The organism is Microbacterium sp. UFMG61 (genome assembly GCF_015354505.1).
GTDB lineage: Bacteria > Actinomycetota > Actinomycetes > Actinomycetales > Microbacteriaceae > Microbacterium.
On sequence record NZ_JACAFP010000007.1, the window covers coordinates 226,009 to 246,867 of the forward strand.

General features: G+C 68.0%; 20 protein-coding genes. 5 read left to right on the top strand and 15 right to left on the bottom strand.

The window, feature by feature from the left end; genetic code table 11:
* Positions 1–2: 2 nt before the first annotated feature.
* Positions 3–1,319 (bottom strand): M50 family metallopeptidase, encoded by a 1,317-nt coding sequence (locus IXW21_RS10760; protein ID WP_194764251.1) that lies wholly within the window; start codon positions 1,317–1,319, stop codon positions 3–5.
* An 82-nt stretch (positions 1,320–1,401) separates the two neighbouring features.
* On the opposite strand from IXW21_RS10760, the gene IXW21_RS10765 reads away from it, so the two are divergent.
* From IXW21_RS10765 to IXW21_RS10775, 3 genes are all read left to right on the top strand, one after another.
* Positions 1,402–1,974, top strand: a complete 573-nt coding sequence (locus IXW21_RS10765; RefSeq protein ID WP_194764252.1) for a hypothetical protein — start codon at positions 1,402–1,404, stop codon at positions 1,972–1,974.
* 88 nt (positions 1,975–2,062) lie between these two features.
* A complete protein-coding gene (locus tag IXW21_RS10770; protein WP_194764253.1) occupies positions 2,063–2,731 on the top strand; it encodes a YcnI family protein in 669 nt (222 codons plus the stop codon).
* Between the two features lie 90 nt (positions 2,732–2,821).
* Entirely contained in the window at positions 2,822–4,444 is a 1,623-nt protein-coding gene (locus IXW21_RS10775) for a Mur ligase family protein (protein WP_194764254.1), read from the top strand.
* Positions 4,445–4,538: 94 nt separating this feature from the next.
* Here the strand turns inward: IXW21_RS10775 and dxr are convergent, their stop codons facing one another.
* Both dxr and IXW21_RS10785 read right to left on the bottom strand, forming a co-directional pair.
* The gene (gene dxr, locus IXW21_RS10780; protein ID WP_194764255.1) at positions 4,539–5,621 is read right to left on the bottom strand and encodes a 1-deoxy-D-xylulose-5-phosphate reductoisomerase; all 1,083 of its coding nucleotides are present in this window, start codon (positions 5,619–5,621) and stop codon (positions 4,539–4,541) included.
* Between the two features lie 37 nt (positions 5,622–5,658).
* A complete protein-coding gene (locus tag IXW21_RS10785; RefSeq protein ID WP_194764256.1) occupies positions 5,659–6,648 on the bottom strand; it encodes an FKBP-type peptidyl-prolyl cis-trans isomerase in 990 nt (329 codons plus the stop codon).
* A gap of 123 nt (positions 6,649–6,771) precedes the next feature.
* Between IXW21_RS10785 and IXW21_RS10790 the strand changes: the two genes are divergently transcribed.
* A complete protein-coding gene (locus IXW21_RS10790) occupies positions 6,772–7,551 on the top strand; it encodes a lysophospholipid acyltransferase family protein (protein WP_194764257.1) in 780 nt (259 codons plus the stop codon).
* Positions 7,552–7,572: 21 nt separating this feature from the next.
* On the opposite strand, the gene IXW21_RS10795 is transcribed toward IXW21_RS10790, so the two are convergent.
* The gene (locus IXW21_RS10795) at positions 7,573–8,067 is read right to left on the bottom strand and encodes an OsmC family protein (RefSeq protein WP_194764258.1); all 495 of its coding nucleotides are present in this window, start codon (positions 8,065–8,067) and stop codon (positions 7,573–7,575) included.
* 82 nt (positions 8,068–8,149) lie between these two features.
* Here IXW21_RS10795 and IXW21_RS10800 point away from each other — a divergent pair, with 82 nt between their 5' ends.
* A complete protein-coding gene (locus IXW21_RS10800) occupies positions 8,150–9,145 on the top strand; it encodes an asparaginase (protein WP_323742221.1) in 996 nt (331 codons plus the stop codon).
* Positions 9,146–9,184: 39 nt separating this feature from the next.
* Here the strand turns inward: IXW21_RS10800 and IXW21_RS10805 are convergent, their stop codons facing one another.
* The 11 genes from IXW21_RS10805 to atpE all read right to left on the bottom strand — a co-directional run bounded on the left by IXW21_RS10805 (position 9,185) and on the right by atpE (position 20,812).
* Positions 9,185–11,944, bottom strand: coding sequence for an FtsK/SpoIIIE domain-containing protein (locus IXW21_RS10805; RefSeq protein ID WP_194764260.1), 2,760 nt, complete (start codon positions 11,942–11,944; stop codon positions 9,185–9,187).
* Between the two features lie 57 nt (positions 11,945–12,001).
* Positions 12,002–12,799: a PP2C family protein-serine/threonine phosphatase gene (locus IXW21_RS10810; protein WP_323742222.1), complete on the bottom strand. Its 798-nt coding sequence runs from the start codon at positions 12,797–12,799 to the stop codon at positions 12,002–12,004.
* A 276-nt stretch (positions 12,800–13,075) separates the two neighbouring features.
* On the bottom strand, positions 13,076–13,918 hold the full coding sequence (locus IXW21_RS10815; RefSeq protein ID WP_194764262.1) for a large exoprotein: 843 nt from the start codon (positions 13,916–13,918) through the stop codon (positions 13,076–13,078).
* Positions 13,919–14,036: 118 nt separating this feature from the next.
* Positions 14,037–14,783: a YaaA family protein gene (locus IXW21_RS10820; protein ID WP_194764263.1), complete on the bottom strand. Its 747-nt coding sequence runs from the start codon at positions 14,781–14,783 to the stop codon at positions 14,037–14,039.
* A 75-nt stretch (positions 14,784–14,858) separates the two neighbouring features.
* Positions 14,859–15,119, bottom strand: a complete 261-nt coding sequence (locus IXW21_RS10825; RefSeq protein ID WP_056308253.1) for a F0F1 ATP synthase subunit epsilon — start codon at positions 15,117–15,119, stop codon at positions 14,859–14,861.
* Between the two features lie 2 nt (positions 15,120–15,121).
* Positions 15,122–16,576: a F0F1 ATP synthase subunit beta gene (gene atpD, locus IXW21_RS10830; protein ID WP_194764264.1), complete on the bottom strand. Its 1,455-nt coding sequence runs from the start codon at positions 16,574–16,576 to the stop codon at positions 15,122–15,124.
* A 21-nt stretch (positions 16,577–16,597) separates the two neighbouring features.
* The gene (locus tag IXW21_RS10835) at positions 16,598–17,497 is read right to left on the bottom strand and encodes a F0F1 ATP synthase subunit gamma (RefSeq protein WP_053095762.1); all 900 of its coding nucleotides are present in this window, start codon (positions 17,495–17,497) and stop codon (positions 16,598–16,600) included.
* Positions 17,498–17,517: 20 nt separating this feature from the next.
* Positions 17,518–19,158: a F0F1 ATP synthase subunit alpha gene (atpA, locus tag IXW21_RS10840; protein WP_194764265.1), complete on the bottom strand. Its 1,641-nt coding sequence runs from the start codon at positions 19,156–19,158 to the stop codon at positions 17,518–17,520.
* 47 nt (positions 19,159–19,205) lie between these two features.
* Positions 19,206–19,994, bottom strand: a complete 789-nt coding sequence (locus IXW21_RS10845) for a F0F1 ATP synthase subunit delta (protein WP_194764266.1) — start codon at positions 19,992–19,994, stop codon at positions 19,206–19,208.
* Positions 19,994–20,548: a F0F1 ATP synthase subunit B gene (locus IXW21_RS10850; RefSeq protein WP_194764267.1), complete on the bottom strand. Its 555-nt coding sequence runs from the start codon at positions 20,546–20,548 to the stop codon at positions 19,994–19,996. Before IXW21_RS10850 ends, IXW21_RS10845 begins: the two co-directional genes overlap by 1 nt.
* 27 nt (positions 20,549–20,575) lie before the next feature.
* Complete coding sequence (gene atpE / locus IXW21_RS10855; protein WP_042541851.1) at positions 20,576–20,812, bottom strand: ATP synthase F0 subunit C; 237 nt, start codon at positions 20,810–20,812, stop codon at positions 20,576–20,578.
* Positions 20,813–20,859 lie beyond the last annotated feature (47 nt).

The following is a 20,859-nucleotide window of genomic DNA, read 5'->3' on the forward strand; positions in this document are numbered from 1 at the left end:
GGTCAGCCCCCGAAGATGTCCACGGGATTGAAGAGATCGGCGAGAAGCAGCAGCGCTCCCATCGCGATCAGCAATATCGCGACGACGACGGTGAGCGGCACGAGCTTCGTGGCATCGACCGGTGCGGGAGGCGGACGGCGGAACAGCTTCGCCCAGGCTCTGCGGATCCCGTCCCACAGCGCGACCACGATGTGACCGCCGTCGAGCGGCAGGAGCGGAATCAGGTTGAACACGAACAGCGCGACGTTCAACGAACCGAGGAGCCCGAGGAGCACGGAGAAGCGGTTGAGCACCGGAGCATCGGTGGCTGCGACCTCACCGGCGATCCGCCCGACGCCCACGACGCTCAGCGGGCCGTTGGGGTCTCGTTCGCCTCCGGTGACGAGCGATACGCCCACGTCCCAGATGCGCACCGGAAGCGTGAGGATCATCGACCCGACGCGGGCGACGGTGTCGCCGGCCATCTGCGGCCCGGCCGAGAGCGGTTGCTGGACGAAGCCCATCTGCGCTCCCATGCCGACGTAACCGACCTCTTTCACGACCGGTTCGCCCTCATCGTCGAGGAGAGGCTGACCGCTCGCATCCGTCAGCGTGCGCTCGGCTTCGACGGGTGTGATCGTCAGGTCCGTATCCACGCCGTCGCGCCGCACCACGAGAGCGAGGTCTTCACCCGGAGCGGCCTGGACGATCGCCGTCGCCTCCGCGAACGTCGAAACCGGCCGACCGTCGATCGAGACCAGGACATCGCCGGGCTCGATTCCGGCCTCGGCAGCCGGAGTGAGCGGGTCGTCGGCGGCGCATTCCGTAGCCGTGGAACCTGCCGGAAGGACGCATTCGTTCACGGTCGCGATCGTCGTGGTGCCCTGCTGGACTCCGATGCCGGAGACCAGCACCGTGAAGATGACCACCGCGAGGATCAGGTTCATGAGCGGACCGCCGAGCATGACGATCACGCGCTTCCACACCGGCAGCCGGTAGAAGACGCGATCCTCCGCGCCGTCCGCAATGGTCTCGTCGTTGGCTGTCCGTGCATCCTGGACGAGCGAGCGGAAGATGCCGCTCGCGGGCCTCGCCGTCTTCGACGCGGGGTACATGCCCGACATCGAGATGAAACCCCCGAGAGGCAGCAGCTTGAATCCGTACTCGGTCTCGCCGATGCGCTTCGACCACAGCCGGGGACCGAAACCGATCATGTACTGGCCGACGCGCACGCCGAAGAGCTTCGCGGGCAGGAGATGACCGACCTCGTGCAGGCCGATCGAGATACCGAGGCCGATCAGCATGAAGAGGATGCCGGCCAGGTAGAGCAGGATTTCCACTCCCCCACGCTAGTGCTCGCCACCTAGGAATGCGCCCCATGGCGAGCAGGGAACAGCTGAGCACGCCGGTAGGCTTGAATCCGTGACTTCCCGCCAGCTGCGACTCCTGCGCGCGGCTTCGGCGTCGGCGGTGGCCACGACGCTCGCAGCCGTGTCGCACACGATCGCGGGCGGCCCCGCTCCGCACCCTCTCCTCATCGCCGCGATGGCATCGTTCCTCGTGCCCCTCGCGGCGGTTCTCATCGGAGTGCGCGCGTCGCGGGCGCGAGTCGCGGCGACCGTTCTGGTGAGCCAGACGCTCTTCCACGTCGTGTTCCAGGTCTTGGGCGCCCCGACGGGTGCTGCCGTGCCGACCGGCCACCAGCATCATCTCGATCTCAGCGCCCTCGGTGCGGGACCCTCCGTCGCTGCGCCGGATGCGGCGATGCTGCTCGGCCATCTGCTCGCCGCCGCCCTCACGACCGCAGCGCTCTGGCACGGCGAGTCCATGGTCCGAGCCGTCGCCGGATGGGTGGAGGCGCGACTCCGCCGCGCGATCGCTCTCTTCCGCCCGGCATTCGAGGGCCCCGCGCTTCTTTTCGTCTCGGCACCGTTGCCGGTCGACACCGCTCTCTCCTCGTCGCTGTCGCGCCGTGGACCTCCTGCATTCGCCTGATCCCGCATCGCCTCGTCGAGGCGCCCCCTTTTTCCGCGGATGGCGCGATTCTCTGCGCGCCCGCACATCAGCACTCAGGAGTACCACCATGCTTTTCACCACCCGCCGCACCCTGACCGCCGGCGTCGTCGGAGGTGCGATCCTCGCGCTCGCGATCCCCACGATGGCCAGCGCTCATGTGAGTGTCACCCCCGACGCGCTCTCCGCCGGAGATCACGGCGTGCTCACCTTCTCGTTCTCTCACGGCTGCGACGGCTCTCCGACCACCGGACTGACGATCACGATGCCCGAGGGACTCGCCTCAGTGGCCCCCACGATGGACAGCGACTGGACGATCGCCGTCGAGCGCGGCGATGACGGGCTCGTCAGCGCCGTGACGTACACCGCTGCCACCCCCGTGCCCAACGACCTCCGCGGCGCCGTGAGCATGGCGGTGGGTCTCGACGAGAGCACTCCCGAGTCGCTCGCCTTCCCCGTGGTGCAGACCTGTGTCGAGGGCAGCACGGAGTGGACCCAGCTGGCAGAGGATGGACAGAACCCCCACGATCTCGACGCACCGGCCCCCGTGGTGACCGTGGGCGCCGCGAGCGAGGAGCACGCGGGCCACAGCGGAGCCGCGAGCGACGGTGCCGACGCGACGGCGGACGCGGAGGCTGCGGCACCCGATGCCCTCCCCACCGTGCTCGGCGCGGGCGGGCTGGTCGCCGGTGTGGCCGCGCTCGTCGTGTCCGTGCTCGCGTTCCGCCGCCGAGTCTGAGCCGCGCGCGCGTCTCCCGATCGATTCGACCGATCGGGAGACGCGCCGCACCCCGTGTGCGTGGGGCCGTCGTGAGATCATGGGAGGGACATGTCGATTGAACAACAACCGAGCCTGCCTCCCGTGCTCCGCCCCGCGAACCCGCCCCGGCGTGAGCTGTCCGAACTCGCCTCCCGATTCGCGCGCGACGTGCGCGGCGACGTGACCGGAGTGACCGTGACGGGGATCACCCTCGCCACCGCCGATCTCCGCGCCGGCGAAGCCTTCGTCGCCATCCGAGGGGTGAACCGGCACGGCGCCGAGTTCGCAGCCGCGGCCGCCGAGAAGGGAGCCGTCGCGATCATCACCGATGACGCGGGCGCTGGGATCGCCGCCTCCGCCGGGCTTCCGATCCTGATCGTGGATGACCCGCGCGGCGTTCTCGGGGCGCTCAGCGCCTGGGTCTACGGCACCGGCGCCGACGACGCGCTGCCCCTGCTCTTCGCGACCACCGGGACCAACGGCAAGACGAGCGTGTCCCACCTGCTCGAGGGCATCCTCGACCAGCTGGGCGTGGTCACCGGACTCTCGTCCACCGCCGAGCGCCACATCGCCGGAGAGGTGATCGTCTCGAGGCTCACCACTCCCGAAGCATCCGAGATGCACGCGCTCCTGGCGCTGATGCGCGAACGCGATGTCGAAGCCGTCGCCGTCGAGGTGAGCGCACAGGCCCTGTCGCGACACCGCGTCGACGGCATCCGCTTCGATGTGGCCGGCTTCACCAATCTCAGCCACGACCATCTCGATGATTACGCCGACATGGAGGAGTACTTCGAGGCGAAGCTGCCCCTGTTCCGTCCCGACCGCGCCCTCCGTGGTGTGGTCTGCATCGACTCCGCCTCGGGCGCGACGGTCGTCGAGCGCGCCGAGATCCCGATCATCACGGTCGGCACCCCGTCGATCGCCGCAGATTCGGACGCTGCATCCCGGGCAGACTGGGTCGTCGTCATCGACGACGAAAGGACGACGGGCACCACCTTCACCCTCACCGGGCCCGCCGGGTCGCTCACCACCGTCGTCCCGGTGATCGGGCCGCACATGGCGGCGAACGCCGCGCTCGCGATCGTCATGCTGCTCGAGGGCGGATACGAGTGGGACCGCATCGTCACGGCTCTCGAGCGTGACGGCGGAATCGAGGCGTACCTCCCCGGCCGCACGCAGCTCGTCTCGGGCGACACCGGACCCGCGGTCTTCGTCGACTTCGGGCACTCCCCCGACGCGTTCGAGAAGACCCTCGCGGCCGTCCGGCGAGTGACGCCAGGCAAGGTCCTGATGCTCTTCGGAGCCGATGGCGACCGTGACGCGACCAAGCGCTACGACATGGCCCGCACCGCCGTCGAAGGCAGTGACATCCTGGTCGTGACCGACCACCACCCGCGCTTCGAAGATCCCGACTCGATCAGAGCCACTCTCGTCGACGGCGCTCGCGCGGCGCGCCCCGATGCGGAGATCCACGAGTTCTCGCCGCCCGAGGACGCGATCGTCGCCGCGATCGGCCTCGTCGGCGAGGGCGACGCGATCCTCTGGGCGGGTCCGGGGCATCAGGACTACCGCGATATCCGCGGTGTTCGCACTCCGTACTCGGCTCGTGAGCTGGCTCGACGCGCCCTGCGGGCGGCCGGGTGGCCCGTTCCCGACTCCCGATGGCCGGTCCCGTACGACGAACAGAGCTGACGGGCGGATCACCGTCGGGCACCGGACGCGCCGCCAGTGGCGCGTCGCCTGACGAGGTCTGAGCGCTCAGGTCTGAGCGCTCAGGCCTGAGCGATCAGACCTGGGCGATCAGCTGATCGGCTTTGCGGCGAGCCCAGCCCTCCGCTTCGGCGAGCGATTCGACCGTGAGGCTCTGCGGAGGCTCATGCGCTTCGATGACTCTGGCGATCGTCTCGACGATCGCCAGGAACGGCAGCCGCCCCTCGTGGAACGCATCGACTGCCTGTTCATTGGCGGCGTTGTACACGGCGGGGAAGGTCGAACCTGCACGCCCCGCCGACTTGGCGAGGTCGACCGCCGGAAATGCGGTGTCGTCGAGCGGCTCGAAGGTCCAGGAGGTCGCCGTCGACCAGTCGAGCGGGCGTCCGACGCCGCCGACGCGGTTCGGCCAGTCGAGCCCGAGCGAGATCGGGAGACGCATGTCGGGCGGCGAGGCCTGAGCGATCGTCGACCCGTCGACGAACTCGACCATCGAGTGCACGATCGACTGCGGGTGCACGACGACATCGATGTCGTCGTAGGGGACGTCGAACAGCAGGTGCGCCTCGATCACCTCGAGGCCCTTGTTCACGAGCGTCGCAGAGTTGGTCGTCACCATGCGCCCCATGTCCCAGGTCGGGTGCGCGAGGGCCTCCTGCGGAGTGATGTCGAGCATCTGCTCGCGGGTCCGGCCGCGGAACGGGCCTCCGGATGCCGTGACGACGAGACGCCGGACCTCGGCGTGCGTGCCGCTGCGCAGCGCCTGGGCGAGTGCCGAGTGCTCGGAGTCGACAGGGACGATCTGGTCGCGCTTCGCCGCGGCGAGAACGAGCTCCCCGCCCACGATGAGTGATTCCTTGTTCGCGAGCGCCAGCGTGCGTCCGGCCGTCAACGCAGCGAGGGTGGATCCGAGTCCGATCGAGCCGGTGATGGCGTTGAGCACCACGTCGGCGTCGACGTCGCGCACGAGCTGCTCCGCCTCGGTGGCCCCGAGCGCTGTGTCCTCCACGTGGAAGGCCGCGGCCTGCTCGGCGAGCATCTCGGCGTTCGACCCGGCTGCCAGACCCACGAGCTCGAATCGACGCGGATTCGCGCGGATGACGTCGAGCGCCTGAGTGCCGATGGAGCCGGTGGAGCCGAGGACGATGATGCGACGCATGCCGCCAGCCTATGGCACGTCCTCGGCTCCCCTGCTGTTACTGCACCTGCTCGAGCGGTGTGGTCCCGAGGATGTCGACGACGAACACGAGGCTCTCGCCGACGAGGTCGTTCTCGTTAATCTCGCCCTCGCCGTAGCCGTCCTTCGGGGGCATCGTGACGATGACCTGCGAGCCGACCTTCTGTCCCTCGAGGGCGGCCTTGAACCCGGTCACGACGCCGGTGGTCGGGAACTGCGCCGGCGCCGCGTCGCGGCTCCAGCTCGAATCGAACTCGCTGCCGTCCGACCACTTCACGCCGCGGTACTGCACGGTGACGAGGTCACCGGAGGCGACGACCGGGCCGTCGCCCTCCTTGAGGACCGCGACCTCGGTCTCGGTCGGCGCGTCGCCGTCGGGGAGAGTGATCGTGGGAGAGCCCGCGTCATCGAGCTCGACGGTCGGCATGCCCTCGGTGGCGTCGACCTCGGTGCCGGTCGCCACCGTGGGAAGCTTCTCGATCGTCTCGACGTAGAGCACGCTCGGGTTCGAACCCTCCTGAGCCGAGGGCAGGGTGAGAACGACACTCGATCCCACGGGAAGGCACTCGGCGGCGACAGTGAACACGGTCGACTGGGTGGGATCGACCATCTGCTGCGACTGCTGCAGTGCGAGCAGCGCAGGCAGGACGCCGTCGGGGCCGCGCTCCGAGGTGCTGAGGACCTCGTTCGTCGTGGCGTCGACGAGCTGGTAGCGCAGCGAGACGAAGTCGCCGGGGTGCAGCTCGTCGCCGTCACCCTCCGAGATCACGGTGCGCTCGGCCTGCGCCAGGTCGGCTCCCTCGGGAACGGTGATCTTGGCGGATGCTCCGCTGCCCTCGACGGACACGGCATCGGATCCCGCACCGGAGGGAAGATCAGCCAGGCAGGACGCGTCGGTCGATGCTCCGGGGGTCGTCGTCGACTCGGGGGTCGCGCTGCCGGAACACCCCGCAAGCAGCAGGGTCGCCGCGGCGACGGTGGACAGGACGATGAGCGGACGCTTGCGCACAGTGAGACCTCAGGATCGCGGGCGGGAGATCCCATCATCTCGCATCGGCCTTTGCCGAGCCTGGGAGACGCGCGCAGGGTCTTCATTCCCGGTGGAGCATGGATCCGGGAGTAATCTGCTCTGATGACGTCAGAGCAGTCCGTGGAGCCCGAAACCTCGCCCTCAGAGACTGCGAAGCCCCGTCACGCCGGGTTCGCGTACGCGCTGGGACGCAGCCTCATCACGCCGCTCGCCCGCCTGATCTACCGGCCGCACATCGAGGGACGTGAGAACGTTCCTCGCGAGGGCGCGGTCATCTTCGCCAGCAATCACCTGTCGTTCATCGACTCGATCGCGATCCCGGTCGCTGCCCCGCGACCCGCACACTTCCTCGCGAAGTCCAGCTACTTCGAGGGCACGGGACCGCGCGGCTGGCTCAGCAAGACGTTCTTCGAGTCGATCGGAGCGATCCCCGTGCGCCGTGGAGCAGGGCAGGCGGCACTCGACGCTCTCGACCTCCAGCGCCAGCTTCTGGATGAAGGGCTCGCGGTCGCGCTCTATCCCGAGGGAACCCGGTCGACCGACGGCCGCCTGTACAAGGGACGAACCGGCGTGGCATTCCTCGCGTTGCAGACGGGAGCCCCGGTGGTTCCGGTCGGACTCATCGGCACCGACAAGGTGATGCCGGTCGGCGCGAAGATGCCGACCCTGAAGGAGCGCATCACCGTGCGGTTCGGCGAACCCCTCGAACTCTCACCGCACGGTCCCGCCTCCAGCGGACGCGCTCGTCGACTCGCGACCGACGAGATCATGGCGGCCATCCATGCGCTGTCCGGTCAGGAGCTCGCCGGCACCTACAACGAGGCGCCCGCCCAGAACGCGATCGAGAAGATCAAGCAGGCCCTGCCGCACGAACGGCGCTGAGCCCGCCACTCACGGCCACCGTCATGCGGTCTGCGCGGTGACCGTGGCTTCGTGACGCACCGGGAAGTTCATCGAGTTCGCGATGAAGCACCACTCGTTGGCCTGCGCGTGCGCCCGTTCGGCCGCCTCGATCATCGACGCGTCGGCGACGACGACCTCGGGGTGCAGCATCACCTCGACGAACGCTCCCCCACCGGTGCCGTCCTCACGCATGTACCCCGTGGCGGTGTCGCTGTACGAGACCACGACCACTCCGTCCGTCACGCACGCGTGGAGGTAGGACAGCAGGTGGCATTCGGAGAGCGACGCGAGCAGGAGGTCTTCGGGGTTCCATCGCCCCGGATCCCCGCGGAACGGCTTGTCCGAGGAGGCGAGGATCTCTGGCTTCCCCTCGACCGCGAGCGTGACATCGCGTCGGTAATCCCGATAGCCGCTGGTGCCGGTACCGGAGTTGCCGGTCCAGGTCGCAGTGAGGGAGTAGTGGTGCTCGCCGAGAGCCGGGTGACGGTCTGCCATGTCGACAGTCTGCCAGCCCGCTCCGACATGGCGGCGCAGCCGCGGCTCCGGAAGAGACGACGGTCGACGGTATCCTTGCTGGGTGCTGGAAACTCTCACCGTGCAGGATGCCGTAGAACTCGCCGTCGTCGAACGGAGCGGATTCGTCGAATCACGTCACGCCGGAGCTGCCGTGGTCCTCTCCCCGGACGGCGACGTCATCGCCCGACATGGCAACACCGACGCGCTCATCCTTCCCCGCTCGAGCCTCAAGCCGCTGCAGGCCGTCGCCTGCAGCACCGCCGGCGCTGTGCTCGAAGGCGAGCAGCTCGCTCTCTCGACGGCGAGCCACTCGGGCACGGATCGCCATGCATCCGCCGTGCGCGACATGCTCACCGAGGGCGGCCTGACCGAGGACCACCTGGGGTGTCCTCCCGCGTGGCCCACGGACACCGCGACGCGCGATGAGATGGTGCGCGAGCACGTCGCTCAGGCACGGATCCGCATGAACTGCTCGGGCAAGCATGCCGCGATGCTGCGCGCCTGCGTCGCGACCGGGTGGCCCATCGAGGGCTACCTCGATGGCACTCACCCGCTGCAGGTGCACATCCGCGACGTCATCGAGCGCCTCACCGGCGAGAAGATCGCGCACACGTCCATCGACGGTTGCGGTGCCCCCGTGTACGCGCTGACTCTGACCGGACTGGCCCGTGCCATCCATCGGATCGGCACCGCATCGGACCGGTCGCCGTTCGCGCTCCACCGCGTCGCGGGGTCGCTCGTCCGGGCCGTGCGCGAGCACCCGTGGACCATCGAGGGTCCTGGCCGCCCCGATTCGATCGCTATCGAGAAGCTCGGCGTGTTCGCGAAGGGCGGCGCCGAGGGGATCATGGTCATGGTCGCCCCCGACGGCACGACCGTCGCCCTCAAGATGCTCGACGGCGCCTCACGCGCCTCCACGATCGTGGCAGCGACGCTGCTGGCCAGGGCAGGTGCCCTGAGCGACGCGGACGTCGCCACGCTCGCGGCCGCGCTGCCCCTCGACGTGCTCGGCGGTGGCGAGGTCGTCGGCACGGTACGCCCCGGCTCCGGGATCTGACGGACAGGGACGATCGGACGCCGACCATCCGTCGCTGTCTCATCGCCGCGTCAGCGCGGGGATCACGACGCGCTCGGGTATGCCGTCACCCTGCAGCGACCAGGCGCGGCCCGCGTGCGGTCTGGCATAGGGCGCGAGCTGCCGAATGCCGGCGAGTTGACGGAGTTCGACGGGATTCTCTGCCCGGATCAGGACCTCTCCCTCACTGCGCGCGCGCTGCCAGAGAGTCCAATCGCGCTGCCATGTCTCTGCCTCGCCGACGACGATGACCGGCCGATCGATGCCCTCCTCCACGGACGTGTGCTGCGCAGAGGCCACCGTGACCGTGCACCAGGGGTATGCCTCGGCGAGAGACGCGGCCACCGACCTCGCTCCGGTCGTGACCAGAGCCGTCAATCGCGTCGCCGGCGCCCAGGGCAGCCGCTCCCCCGCCCCTCGAGCGGCTGACTCGTCGTGCCCCTGATGCTCTGCTTCGACCCACGCGACCTGGATCTCACGGTCACCGAGGACCGCTCTCCCTGGCGGACGATCACGGTCGAACGACTGCGCCTCTCCTCCGGCCGCGAGATGCTCGACACGATTCGGCATGCGGAGAAGCGCGCGACGAGGCAGCGAATCGAGGATGCGCCCCAGGGGTCCCGACGACCTCGATGCGGCGAGCACGATCGTGGTGTTCACCGCCCCGCGGATCAGCTGCTCCCAGAGTTGTGCGAGGTGCTGGCCGTGCTCGATCGGAACGTCTCCGATCTGCAGGTCGATGTCATCGCAGAGGATCAGGCTCGGCGCGACGCGGGTCCGTTCTGCGAGCCCTGTCACGGTGTCCCACGCGGACTCCGCGTCACGCGGTATCCAGAGCGCGTCGGATGACTGCTCTGCGAGGAGTCGGAGCGCTGAGGTGCGCCCGCTTCCGGGCGCTCCGAGGATCGACAGGCCTCGGTCCGCTCCCGGTCGGATCACCTCGAGGGGTTGCGCCTGACGCTGCGGATCGTCGGCTCGGCCGAGCACGAGCCAGCCGTCAGGCACAGCCTCGCCGATCTCAGCGAGCGGAATGCGACGGGGCAGGACCGGCAGCCAGGGACTCACGGCCTGATCAGCGCCGGGCCACAGGAGCGCGGCGGCGCGCAGATCGGCGGCTCCGGTGAGCGCCACGCGCAGTGCCGTCGGTTCGTGATCACGCGGACGTCGCAGGAAAGCGATCCCCCGTGATTCGAGACCGCCCGGGAGCTCTGCCGCCGCATCGGTGCCCAGGACTGCTCGGCTGTCACCCGCATCGCTCACGCGCAGGCTGAGTCGCAACGGACAGTTCGCCGCGAGCGCGTCGCGAATCACACCCGCGGCCCGCTGGGTGCCGATGATGAGGTGCATGCCGAGTGCTCGTCCACGAGCCGCGATATCCGTGAAGACTCCGCCGAGCTCGGTGTGATCCTGCAAGAGCGCCGCGAACTCGTCGACGACGATGACGAGTCGCGGCATCGCGACGTCGCTGATGTCACGGGCTCCGGCTGATGCGATCACCATCTCTCGCCGACGAAGCTCGGCCGTGAGACTCGAGACACCGCGTCGCGCGCCCTCGTCGTCGAGGTCGGTGATGACCGCGGCGACATGCGGGAGCACTCGAAGCGGCTCGAAGGCAGTGCCGCCCTTGAAGTCCGCCAGGACGAACAACACTCGATCCGGCCCGTACGCCCCGGCCATCGCCGTCACCCACGTGACCAGGAGTTCGCTCTTGCCGGCGCCTGTGGTTCCGGTCACGATCGCATGAGGTCCGTCGTCGACGAGGTCCACCGTCATGGTGTCGCGGTCACCTCGCCCGATAGCCACCGCAAGGCCGTGCGGCGCAGGAGCCTGCGCCAGGTCGGACAATGCGACCGCGTCCGGCAGAACCTCGAGGTCATCGGCATCCCCCGCGCGTCTCACTCCCGCGGCCTCGGCCTGTGCGCGCGACAGCCCCTCCGCATCGACGTCGAGGATTCCCTGCGGCGTGCGCACCTTCGCACCACGCAGCGCCTGCAGATCCATGACCGTCGTGACTCCCTCGGGCACGTCAGCGCCACTCGTCAGCATCCAGATCGCGGCGTCGGAGTCCGGCGCCTCATCTCCGTCGTGAACGACGCCGAGAAGAAAAGCCCCACGTCGCGATCTGCCGAAGTGCGGAAAGACGTTCACGCCGAGCTCGGAGGCTGCCTCGCCCGCCAGCGCCAGCTGGCGCGGGCCGAACCTCGAGCAGAGCTGCACGACCAGTGCTCTGGCAACCGCTGCGACGATGGGAGAGGGCCCTCTCAGCGCGATGCCGCCACCCAACGCAACCGCGACAGGCACCCGCTCTATCGTTCCGCACCGGCGTTGGAAGTCGCGCTCTCGCGCGCCGTCGCCACCCGACGCGCGCAGGCCGCTCGGCGATGCACCGCTGCCGATGACGATCTCCGTCGCTGCCGCCGGTCGCTCCCCTCCACGCAGGGGAGGCTGCGAGAGGCACACTGCTGCGTCGGGATGCAGGTGCCAGCGGGCAGCCCGTTCTTCATCGTGACGCGCTGCGAGCTCGATCTCGGCATCCGCCCATGCCCTCTCACCGGCGATCGTCGCATCGCGCCGGGCCTTGCGACGTGCTCGGGCACCGTCGACGAGCGAGGCGAAGATCATGAGAGGGCCGAGCGCCGCGAAGCACAGCGCATAGAGCGAATCGGTGATCAGCCAGAGTGCGACGCCCGCCCCGACCGGCACGAGAGCCGCCACGATCGGCACCGGCGGCCGACGCGGGTCAGCGGGAGCAGCAGGAATGACGATCGGCAGAGAGTCCATGACTCCAGTGGACCTCAGCAGGAATGCTGTGCGGCCCCGTCCACAACGACTCGGGCGCTACTTCTCCACGTCGGCAGATGTGGAGGAAGACTCCTCGGAGACCTGAACGATCACGAGCGTCACGTTGTCGCGCCCGCCGTTCTCGAGAGCGGCAGCCAGCATCGCGTCGACGGCAGCGGCCGGATCGGCGTTCTCCCGCAGGAAGTGCTGGATGCCGTAGTCGGTGAGCTCCTTCGTGAGACCGTCGGAGCAGATCACGAATCGATCTCCAGCCCGGAGATCGAGCGCCATGTAGTCGGGGGCGGTCAGTTCGCTGGCTCCGACAGCACGGGTGATGACGTTGCTGTACGGGTGCCCCTCGGCCTCCTCGGGGCTGATCTTGCCCGAGGCGATGAGCTCCTGTACGACGGAATGATCGGTCGTCACCTGGACGAGGCGATCATCACGAAGCAGATACACACGCGAATCGCCGATGTTGAGCGAGACCCAGTGCGGGTCGCCGTCGGAGAACTCGAGGAAGATCCCGGTGAGAGTCGTGCCTGTGCCTTCGTCGGTGGTCTCCGGATGGTCTGCGATATCGGCGACGGCCAGCTCGAGCGCACCCTCGATCGTCGCGCGCTCCACGTTCCCTGCCGCGGCGATCGCCTCGAGCCGCTTCACTGTGCTGGAGCTGGCGATCTCGCCCCCCGCGTGTCCGCCCATCCCATCGGCGACGATGAACAGCGGATACGCGGCGAGGTATGCATCCTGGTTGGTCTCGCGGCGGCGCCCCACGTCGGTCACGCCTGCCCAGGACACCGTCAGCGCGCTCTGCGACACCGTGATGCTGTGAGTCTTCGTCGTCGTCTCAGACACGCGTCGCCTCCGAATCGCCCGCGAACCGGGCGGCCCCAGCATACCCAGCCATCGGCTGAGCGGCCGACGACACCGTTCTGCTGTGCCCCGACCCGTCGACGAGGTGAGAGCGCCTCGAACCTGTGGCCGACGCGGGCAGACCGGGTGCGCCGTCACGGCGCTGCGAGGTGACCATGCACCCACGCTATCGTCTTCGGCCGCTTCCGTCGCACTTCACCACCGGATCGACACATGCACAGAGCCCCCGACCGCGGTCGGGGGCTCTGTGTCAGAACGTCACGCGGGAGGCTGAGTCGGGTCCGTCGGCGGTGCGGGCGGAGCTGCCGGCGGAGCGGAAGGCGGTGCGGGCGGAGCTGCCGGCGGAGCGGAAGGCGGTGCCGGCGGAGCAGAAGGCGGTGCCGGCGGGACCTGCGGTGCGGCCGGAGGTGCCGAAGGGGCGGCGGGGGGCACGCCCGGTCCCTGCGGAGCTGCGGGGCCTGCGGGAGGCGCGTAGCCCGGCTGAGCCGGCGGAGCGTAGCCCTGCGGAGCCGGAGGCGCGTAGCCCTGGGGCACACCGTAGCCCTGGGGTGCACCGTAGCCCTGCGGCGCCGCGGGGCGCGGCTGCACGGGGACGCCCTGCCACACGGTGGTGTCAGCGAGCAGCTTGTTCGCCGCCCACGATGCCGGCGCGATGTTCGGGTTCCACCGCGACTTGTCGAAGGCGTTGATGCCGAGCCAGACGACCGGCAGGAAGAAGTAGAGGACCACCCAGACGGCATCCTTCTGGAGCTTCAGTCCGACGCGCCATGCCGCGATCAGGTCGAGGATCCTGGCGGCGATCGCGACGATCGGCAGGATCAGGAACCAGCCGAGGAACGGGATGATCGCACCGACCAGAGAACCGCCGAGAACGTACAGCAGCAACCACGGGCTGAGGTCACCGAGCTTGTAGAAGATCATCGAGCTGTACACAGGCACCCATGCGCGCCACTTGCCCTGCACGCCCGCCTTCTCGAAGATCTTCATGTAGAACCATGAGTAGATCGCGTAGATGGCCAGAGGCAAGACCGTATAGAGCAGAATCAGGGCGACCAGAGCGCCGCCCGAGAGCCCGCCGTAACCGTAGTAATCGTCGTACATGATCCCCTCCGGATCCGATGGAGCGGCGCCGTGCGCGCCGCGTCACCCACCATAGCGGTGAGCCGATATGACGGGCAACGATCCACGCCGCGGGCCGTCACGCGCGCGGCGTGCACCGTCATTCCGAGACGACGAGCTCCACCACGGCGTCCTCCGAGGTCTCCCTCAGGACGAAGCCCCGCTCGTGCGCCCACCTCAGAAGCGCACGGCGGGAGCGAACACGGGCACGATCTTCCGCGAGAGCCCGCACGAGCAGCCCCTTGGACTTCTTGTTGAAGTGGTTGAGCGCACGCCCGTGCTCGGTCACGACCCGCACATAGGCCGACGGCACCGACATCGGAACGGGTCCGAGGGCGACGTATGCCTCACTGCGCAGATCGAGCACGAAGTCCGGTTCCTCGGCCGCGATCGCCGTGCTCGTCGCGCTCGACCAATGCCTGCGGAGCGCCTGAACGCCAGGCAACGAGACTCCCGCCGCGAGACGATACGTCGGAATCGGGTCGAGTGCTCCGACCGGACCGAAGGGAGCCGAGTGAATCCAGACATGGCTCGAGAGCCACCGGCGCGAAGCGAGCGGGAGTGCAGCGGCATCGAGCGCGTCATACAGGACGCCCGTGTAGCGATCGACCGCCGGCATCGTGGCTGAGACAGCGAGGGCGCGATTGTGGGCGACGTCACCGGCCTGCTTGACGCTCAGCTTGAGCACCCGGCGAGCCGCCTCCTCGTCGGCGGCCAGCTCGATCAGGGCATTCACCACGACCTGACGTTCGGCGCGCAAGCCCGGGAGTGACAGCGCCTCCAGATCGAGAGGGGCACCGGCTCCGCCAGGCCGCTTCGTCTCGGAAGGTGGAAGCAGAATCTTCATGGAACCTCGGTCATACAGACGCGTCCGCCTCGACACCCGGGAGGATGTCGAGGCGGACGCGATGAACTGAACTGCTCAGGCGATGAGAGCCGCGTTGCCTGCCACGATCGTCAGGACGTCGCTCTCCATGGAGAGGAAGCCGTCCTGTGCGTTGGCGAGCACCTTGGTGCCATCGGTCTGCGTGATGCGGACCTCGCCCTGGGCGAGGATCGCCAGCACCGGCTCGTGACCGGTCATGAAGCCGATCTCACCCTCGACGGTCTTGGCGACCACGAGGCTCGCCTCTCCCGTCCAGACCTCCGCATCCGCGGAGACGAGGCTGACATGCAGCGCCATGGTCAGCCGTTCTCCTTCTGGATCTTCGCCCACTGCTCTTCGACGTCGGAGATGCCACCGACGTTGAAGAAGGCCTGCTCGGCGACGTGGTCGAAGTCACCGCGCGTGATCGCATCGAACGACTCGATGGTCTCCTTGAGCGGGACGGTCGAACCCTCGACACCCGTGAACTTCTTGGCCATGTAGGTGTTCTGCGAGAGGAACTGCTGGATGCGACGTGCACGCGACACGACGATCTTGTCCTCTTCGGAGAGCTCGTCGACACCGAGGATGGCGATGATCTCCTGCAGTTCCTTGTTCTTCTGGAGGATCTGCTTGACCGTGGTGGCGACGCGGTAGTGGTCCTCGCCCAAGTAGCGGGGGTCCATGATGCGCGACGTCGAGGTCAGCGGGTCGATGGCCGGGTACAGACCCTTCGACGCGATCTCACGCGAGAGCTCCGTGGTGGCGTCGAGGTGCGCGAACGTGGTCGCCGGTGCCGGGTCGGTGTAGTCATCGGCGGGCACGTAGATCGCCTGCAGCGAGGTGATCGAGTGGCCACGGGTCGAGGTGATGCGCTCCTGGAGGAGGCCCATCTCGTCGGCGAGGTTCGGCTGGTAACCCACGGCGGAGGGCATGCGGCCCAGCAGCGTGGAGACCTCGGAACCGGCCTGCGTGAAGCGGAAGATGTTGTCGATGAACAGCAGCACGTCCTGCTTCTGCACGTCGCGGAAGTACTCCGCCATCGTCAGAGCCGAGAGGGCGACGCGCAGACGCGTTCCCGGCGGCTCGTCCATCTGGCCGAACACGAGGGCCGTCTTGTCGAAGACACCCGCCTCTTCCATCTCGTGGATCAGGTCGTTGCCCTCACGGGTGCGCTCACCGACACCGGCGAACACCGACACACCACCGTGGTCCTGCGCGACGCGCTGGATCATCTCCTGGATGAGGACGGTCTTTCCGACACCGGCGCCACCGAACAGACCGATCTTTCCACCGAGCACGTACGGCGTCAGGAGGTCGATCGACTTGATACCGGTCTCGAACATGGTGGTCTTCGACTCGAGCTGGTCGAAGTTGGGTGCCTTGCGGTGGATCGGCCAGCGCTCGGTGACCTCGATGGTCTCGCCGGGCTCGAGGTTCAGGACCTCGCCGATCACGTTGAAGACCTTGCCCTTGGTGACGTCGCCGACGGGGACCGAGATGGCCTCGCCGGTGTCGCGCACTTCCTGGCCTCGGACGATGCCGTCGGTCGGCTTCAGTGCGATGGCGCGAACCAGGTCGTCACCGAGGTGCTGAGCGACCTCGAGGGTGATCTCGGTGGACTCCTCGCCGATGACGATCGTGGTCTTCAGCGCGTTGTAGATGTCGGGGATCGAGTCGTGCGGGAACTCGATGTCGACAACCGGACCGTTGACGCGTGCGACGCGCCCGACGACCGCGGTCGCCGGCTGGTCAGCCGTGGCGGTGGTGGTCATTTTCGTCTCTTTCCTGATGGTCTATTTGCTCGACGAGAGTGCGTCGGCGCCGCCGACGATCTCCGCGATCTGCTGCGTGATCTCCGCCTGACGCGCGTTGTTGCGCAGACGGGTGTAGTCGGTGATGAGCTTGTCGGCGTTGTCGCTGGCCGACTTCATCGCCTTCTGCGTCGCGGCCTGCTTGGCGGCAGACGACTGCAGGAGAGCGTTGAAGACGCGGCTCTGGATGTACACCGGCAGGATCGCGTCGAGGACTGTCTCGGCATCCGGCTCGAACTCGTACAGCGGGTAGACGGCGCTACCTGCCTCGGAGTCATCGGCTTCCGCGATCTCCAGCGGAAGCAGACGCACGGATTCCGGCGACTGCGTCATCATGCTGACGAAGCGGTTGTACACGAGGTGGATCTCGTCGACGCCGCCCTCGTCGGCACCGCGCGAGAAGTCCTCGAGCAGCGTGGCCGAGATCTCCTCCGCCGTGTGGAACGACGGGGTGTCGGTGTCACCGGTCCACTCCGCAGCCGCCGCGATGCGACGGAACTGGAAGTAGCCGACGGCCTTGCGGCCGACGAGATAGAACACCGGCTCCTTGCCCTGCCCACGAAGGAGCTCCGCAACCTCGAGGCCCTCACGGAGGATCTGCGAGTTGAAGGCTCCCGCGAGACCGCGGTCCGACGAGAAGATCACGACCGCGGAGCGGCGGATCGTCTCGGGCTCACGGGTGAGCGGGTGGTCGACGTTCGAGTGCGTCGCGACGGCGGACACGGCCCTCGTCACGGCTCGCGCGAAGGGGCTGGACGCCTTGACGCGTGCCATCGCCTTCTGGATGCGCGAAGCCGCGATGAGTTCCATCGCCTTCGTGATCTTCTTGGTCGTCTGAGCAGAAGAGATCTTCTGCTTGTAGACCCTGAGTTGAGCGCCCATGAATTCAGTTCCTCACGCGATTACGCGCGACGACCCTTGACGATCTTCTCCTGGTTGACGTCATCAGCCTCGGCTGCAGCGTGCTCCTCGTGACCGGGAGCGCCGATGGCGTGTCCCTTGCCACCCTGGAACTCCAGGAGGAAAGCGTCGGTGTGCTTGTCGAGCTCAGCCACCGTGTCGTCGTCCAGGACGTTGGTCTCGCGCAGGGTGTCGAGGACCTTCGTGTTGCGACGGAGGTAGTCGAGCAGCTCGCGCTCGAAGCGCAGGACGTCGGAGACCTCGAGGGTGTCGAGCTTGCCCTTGGTTCCGGCCCAGATCGAGACGACCTGCTCCTCGACGGGGTACGGCGAGTACTGAGGCTGCTTGAGCAGCTCGGTCAGACGCGCACCACGCGAGAGCTGACGACGCGAAGCCGCGTCGAGGTCGGACGCGAACATCGCGAAGGCCTCGAGCGAGCGGTACTGCGCGAGCTCGAGCTTCAACGTTCCGGAGACCTTCTTGATGGACTTGACCTGAGCGTCACCACCGACTCGCGAGACCGAGATACCCACGTCGACAGCCGGACGCTGGTTCGCGTTGAAGAGGTCGGACTGCAGGAAGATCTGGCCGTCGGTGATCGAGATCACGTTGGTCGGGATGTACGCCGAGACGTCGTTCGCCTTGGTCTCGATGATCGGAAGACCGGTCATCGATCCCGCGCCGAGCTCGTCGGAGAGCTTCGCGCAACGCTCGAGCAGACGGGAGTGCAGGTAGAAGACGTCACCCGGGTATGCCTCGCGGCCCGGCGGACGACGCAGGAGCAGCGACACGGCACGGTAGGCCTCGGCCTGCTTCGACAGGTCGTCGAAGATGATGAGGACGTGCTTGCCGCCGTACATCCAGTGCTGGCCGATGGCCGAACCGGTGTACGGAGCGAGGTACTTGAAACCTGCGGGGTCGGATGCCGGAGCGGCCACGATCGTGGTGTACTCCAGAGCGCCGGCCTCTTCGAGCGCGCCCTTCACCGAAGCGATGGTCGAGCCCTTCTGACCGATGGCGACGTAGATGCAGCGCACCTGCTTGTTGACGTCGCCCGACTCCCAGTTGGCCTTCTGGTTGATGATCGTGTCGATCGCGATGGCCGTCTTGCCGGTCTGGCGGTCGCCGATGATCAGCTGACGCTGGCCACGGCCGACGGGGATCATCGCGTCGATGGCCTTGATTCCGGTCTGCATCGGCTCGTGCACCGACTTGCGCTGCATGACGCCGGGCGCCTGAAGCTCGAGCTCGCGCACACCCTCGGTGGCGATGGAGCCGAGTCCGTCGATCGGGTTTCCCAGCGGGTCGACGACGCGACCGAGGTAGCCGTCACCGACGGGAACCGAGAGGACCTCACCCGTACGGGTGACTTCCTGTCCGGCCTCGACGCCGGTGAAGTCACCGAGCACGACCACACCGATCTGGTGCTCGTCGAGGTTGAGCGCGAGGCCCTTGGTGCCGTCGGCGAAGGCGACGAGCTCGTTCGCCATCACACCCGGCAGTCCCTCGACGTGGGCGATGCCGTCGGCGGCGTCGATGACGGTGCCGACCTCGGTCGCCGCTGCCCCAGTGGGCTCGTATGCTGCGGCGAAGTCCTTCAGCGCGTCACGGATGACGTCGGGGCTGATCGATAGTTCTGCCATTGTCTTCCCTTTGTATCTGGGTGCGCGGTTCCCCGCGCGAAGTCGTGTTAGCCGGCGAGCTTCTGGCGAAGATCGGCGAGACGGGCGGAGATGCTTCCGTCGATGACGTCATCGGCGATCTGCACGCGCAGGCCTCCGACGACTGCGGGGTCGAGGACCTCGTTGAGCGATACGGTTCCGTCATAGCGACGCGAGAGTGCGTCGCTCAGTCGCGTGCGCTGGGCGTCGGTGAGGGGCTTTGCCGTGTGGACCGTCGCCACCACCCGCTCGCCCTGGCTGGCGACGATGCGCGTGGCCCGGGAGAGCAGCTGACGAACCCGACGCTCGCGCGGACGGCTGACCAGAGAAGAGACGATCAGAGTCGTCGCTGCGCTGGCACCGCCGGCGAGAAGTCGCTCGACGAGACCGCCCTTGGCGTCCTGCTCGCCGAGCCGGCTCCCGAGCGCGAGCTCGAGCTCCGAGTTCGCGGCGACCACGCGGGAGAAGCCGAACAGCTCACCCTCGAGGTCTGCCGACGGCTCAGCAACCGCTGCGGCGCGGATCGCGAGTTCCTCGATGCCGTCGATCATCTCGGCGGCCGAGGACCAGCGCTCGGAGACGACGGTCTTCAGAAGGCCCTGGGCATTCTGAGAGAACCCGCCGAACACCGCTGCGACGACGTTCTGTCGCGCCACGGCCGTGGCCGCGGGGTCGGCGAGCGCGCCGCTCAGCTGGGACGAATCGCCCACGGCACGGGCGGCTGCGAACAGCTCCTTCGCCGTGTCGAGTGTGATGTCCTTCGCTGCGGCAAGCGCCTGAGTGGATGCCGCGAGTGCCTGAGTGGACGCGCTGCCCATTACTGAGCCGCCTTCTCGGATGCCTCGAGGTCCGCGAGGAAGCGGTCCACGACAGCCGTCGCGCGTGCATCGTCGGAGAGCGTCTCGCCGACGACGCCACCGGCGAGGTCGATCGCGAGCGTTCCGACCTCGCTGCGCAGCGAGACGAGCGCGGTCTGGCGCTCGGCTTCGATCTGCGTGTGCGCGGTCGCCGTGATGCGAGCTGCCTCGCTCGAAGCGGTCTCCTTGGCCTCGGCGACGATCTTCTTGCCGTCCTCACGGGCGGCCTCACGGATCTCGCCGGCCTCGGTGCGCGCCTCGGCGAGCTGCCGGGTGTACTCCTCGAGTGCGGCCTCAGCCTGCTTCTGTGCCTCGTCGGCCTTGGCGATGTTGCCCTCGATCGCGGCGGACCGCTTGTCGAGCAGTGCCGTGAACTTCGGAAGGGCGACCTTCCACACGACGACCAGGATGACGAGGAACCACAGGCCCGACCAGATGATGTCGTACCACGCAGGGATCAGCGGGTTGTGTACTTCACCCTCTGCTGCGAGGTTCGTGACAAGAGCGTTCAGCATCCTGTCTCCTTCAGAAGTCGGTTCGGATTACGGGAAGGGGATGAATCCGACGGCGATGCCGACGAATGCAAGCGCCTCGGTGAAGGCGATACCGATCCACATGAGGACCTGGAGGCGGCCGGCCAGCTCGGGCTGACGAGCGACACCCTCAATGGTCTTGCCGACGACGATGCCCACACCGATGGCCGGACCGATTGCTGCGAGGCCGTAGCCGACCGAAGCGAGGTGACCGTTGATGTCTGCGAGAACCGTAGTAGCGTCCACGGGTTTTTCCTTTCGTTGGGTGGGCCGGCAGTTGCCGACCCGCTCAG

Excerpts from the sequence above, each read along its gene's own strand:
- IXW21_RS10770 (WP_194764253.1), top strand. The coding sequence starts at position 2,063 with ATGCTTTTCACCACCCGCCGCACCCTGACCGCCGGCGTCGTCGGAGGT.
- IXW21_RS10815 (WP_194764262.1), bottom strand. The coding sequence starts at position 13,918 with ATGTACGACGATTACTACGGTTACGGCGGGCTCTCGGGCGGCGCTCTG.
- atpD (WP_194764264.1), bottom strand. The coding sequence starts at position 16,576 with ATGACCACCACCGCCACGGCTGACCAGCCGGCGACCGCGGTCGTCGGG.
- atpA (WP_194764265.1), bottom strand. The coding sequence starts at position 19,158 with ATGGCAGAACTATCGATCAGCCCCGACGTCATCCGTGACGCGCTGAAG.
- dxr (WP_194764255.1), bottom strand. The coding sequence starts at position 5,621 with ATGCGTCGCATCATCGTCCTCGGCTCCACCGGCTCCATCGGCACTCAG.
- IXW21_RS10775 (WP_194764254.1), top strand. The coding sequence starts at position 2,822 with ATGTCGATTGAACAACAACCGAGCCTGCCTCCCGTGCTCCGCCCCGCG.
- IXW21_RS10790 (WP_194764257.1), top strand. The coding sequence starts at position 6,772 with ATGACGTCAGAGCAGTCCGTGGAGCCCGAAACCTCGCCCTCAGAGACT.
- IXW21_RS10820 (WP_194764263.1), bottom strand. The coding sequence starts at position 14,783 with ATGAAGATTCTGCTTCCACCTTCCGAGACGAAGCGGCCTGGCGGAGCC.
- IXW21_RS10845 (WP_194764266.1), bottom strand. The coding sequence starts at position 19,994 with ATGGGCAGCGCGTCCACTCAGGCACTCGCGGCATCCACTCAGGCGCTT.
- IXW21_RS10825 (WP_056308253.1), bottom strand. The coding sequence starts at position 15,119 with ATGGCGCTGCATGTCAGCCTCGTCTCCGCGGATGCGGAGGTCTGGACG.
- IXW21_RS10795 (WP_194764258.1), bottom strand. The coding sequence starts at position 8,067 with ATGGCAGACCGTCACCCGGCTCTCGGCGAGCACCACTACTCCCTCACT.
- IXW21_RS10850 (WP_194764267.1), bottom strand. The coding sequence starts at position 20,548 with ATGCTGAACGCTCTTGTCACGAACCTCGCAGCAGAGGGTGAAGTACAC.
- IXW21_RS10805 (WP_194764260.1), bottom strand. The coding sequence starts at position 11,944 with ATGGACTCTCTGCCGATCGTCATTCCTGCTGCTCCCGCTGACCCGCGT.
- IXW21_RS10835 (WP_053095762.1), bottom strand. The coding sequence starts at position 17,497 with ATGGGCGCTCAACTCAGGGTCTACAAGCAGAAGATCTCTTCTGCTCAG.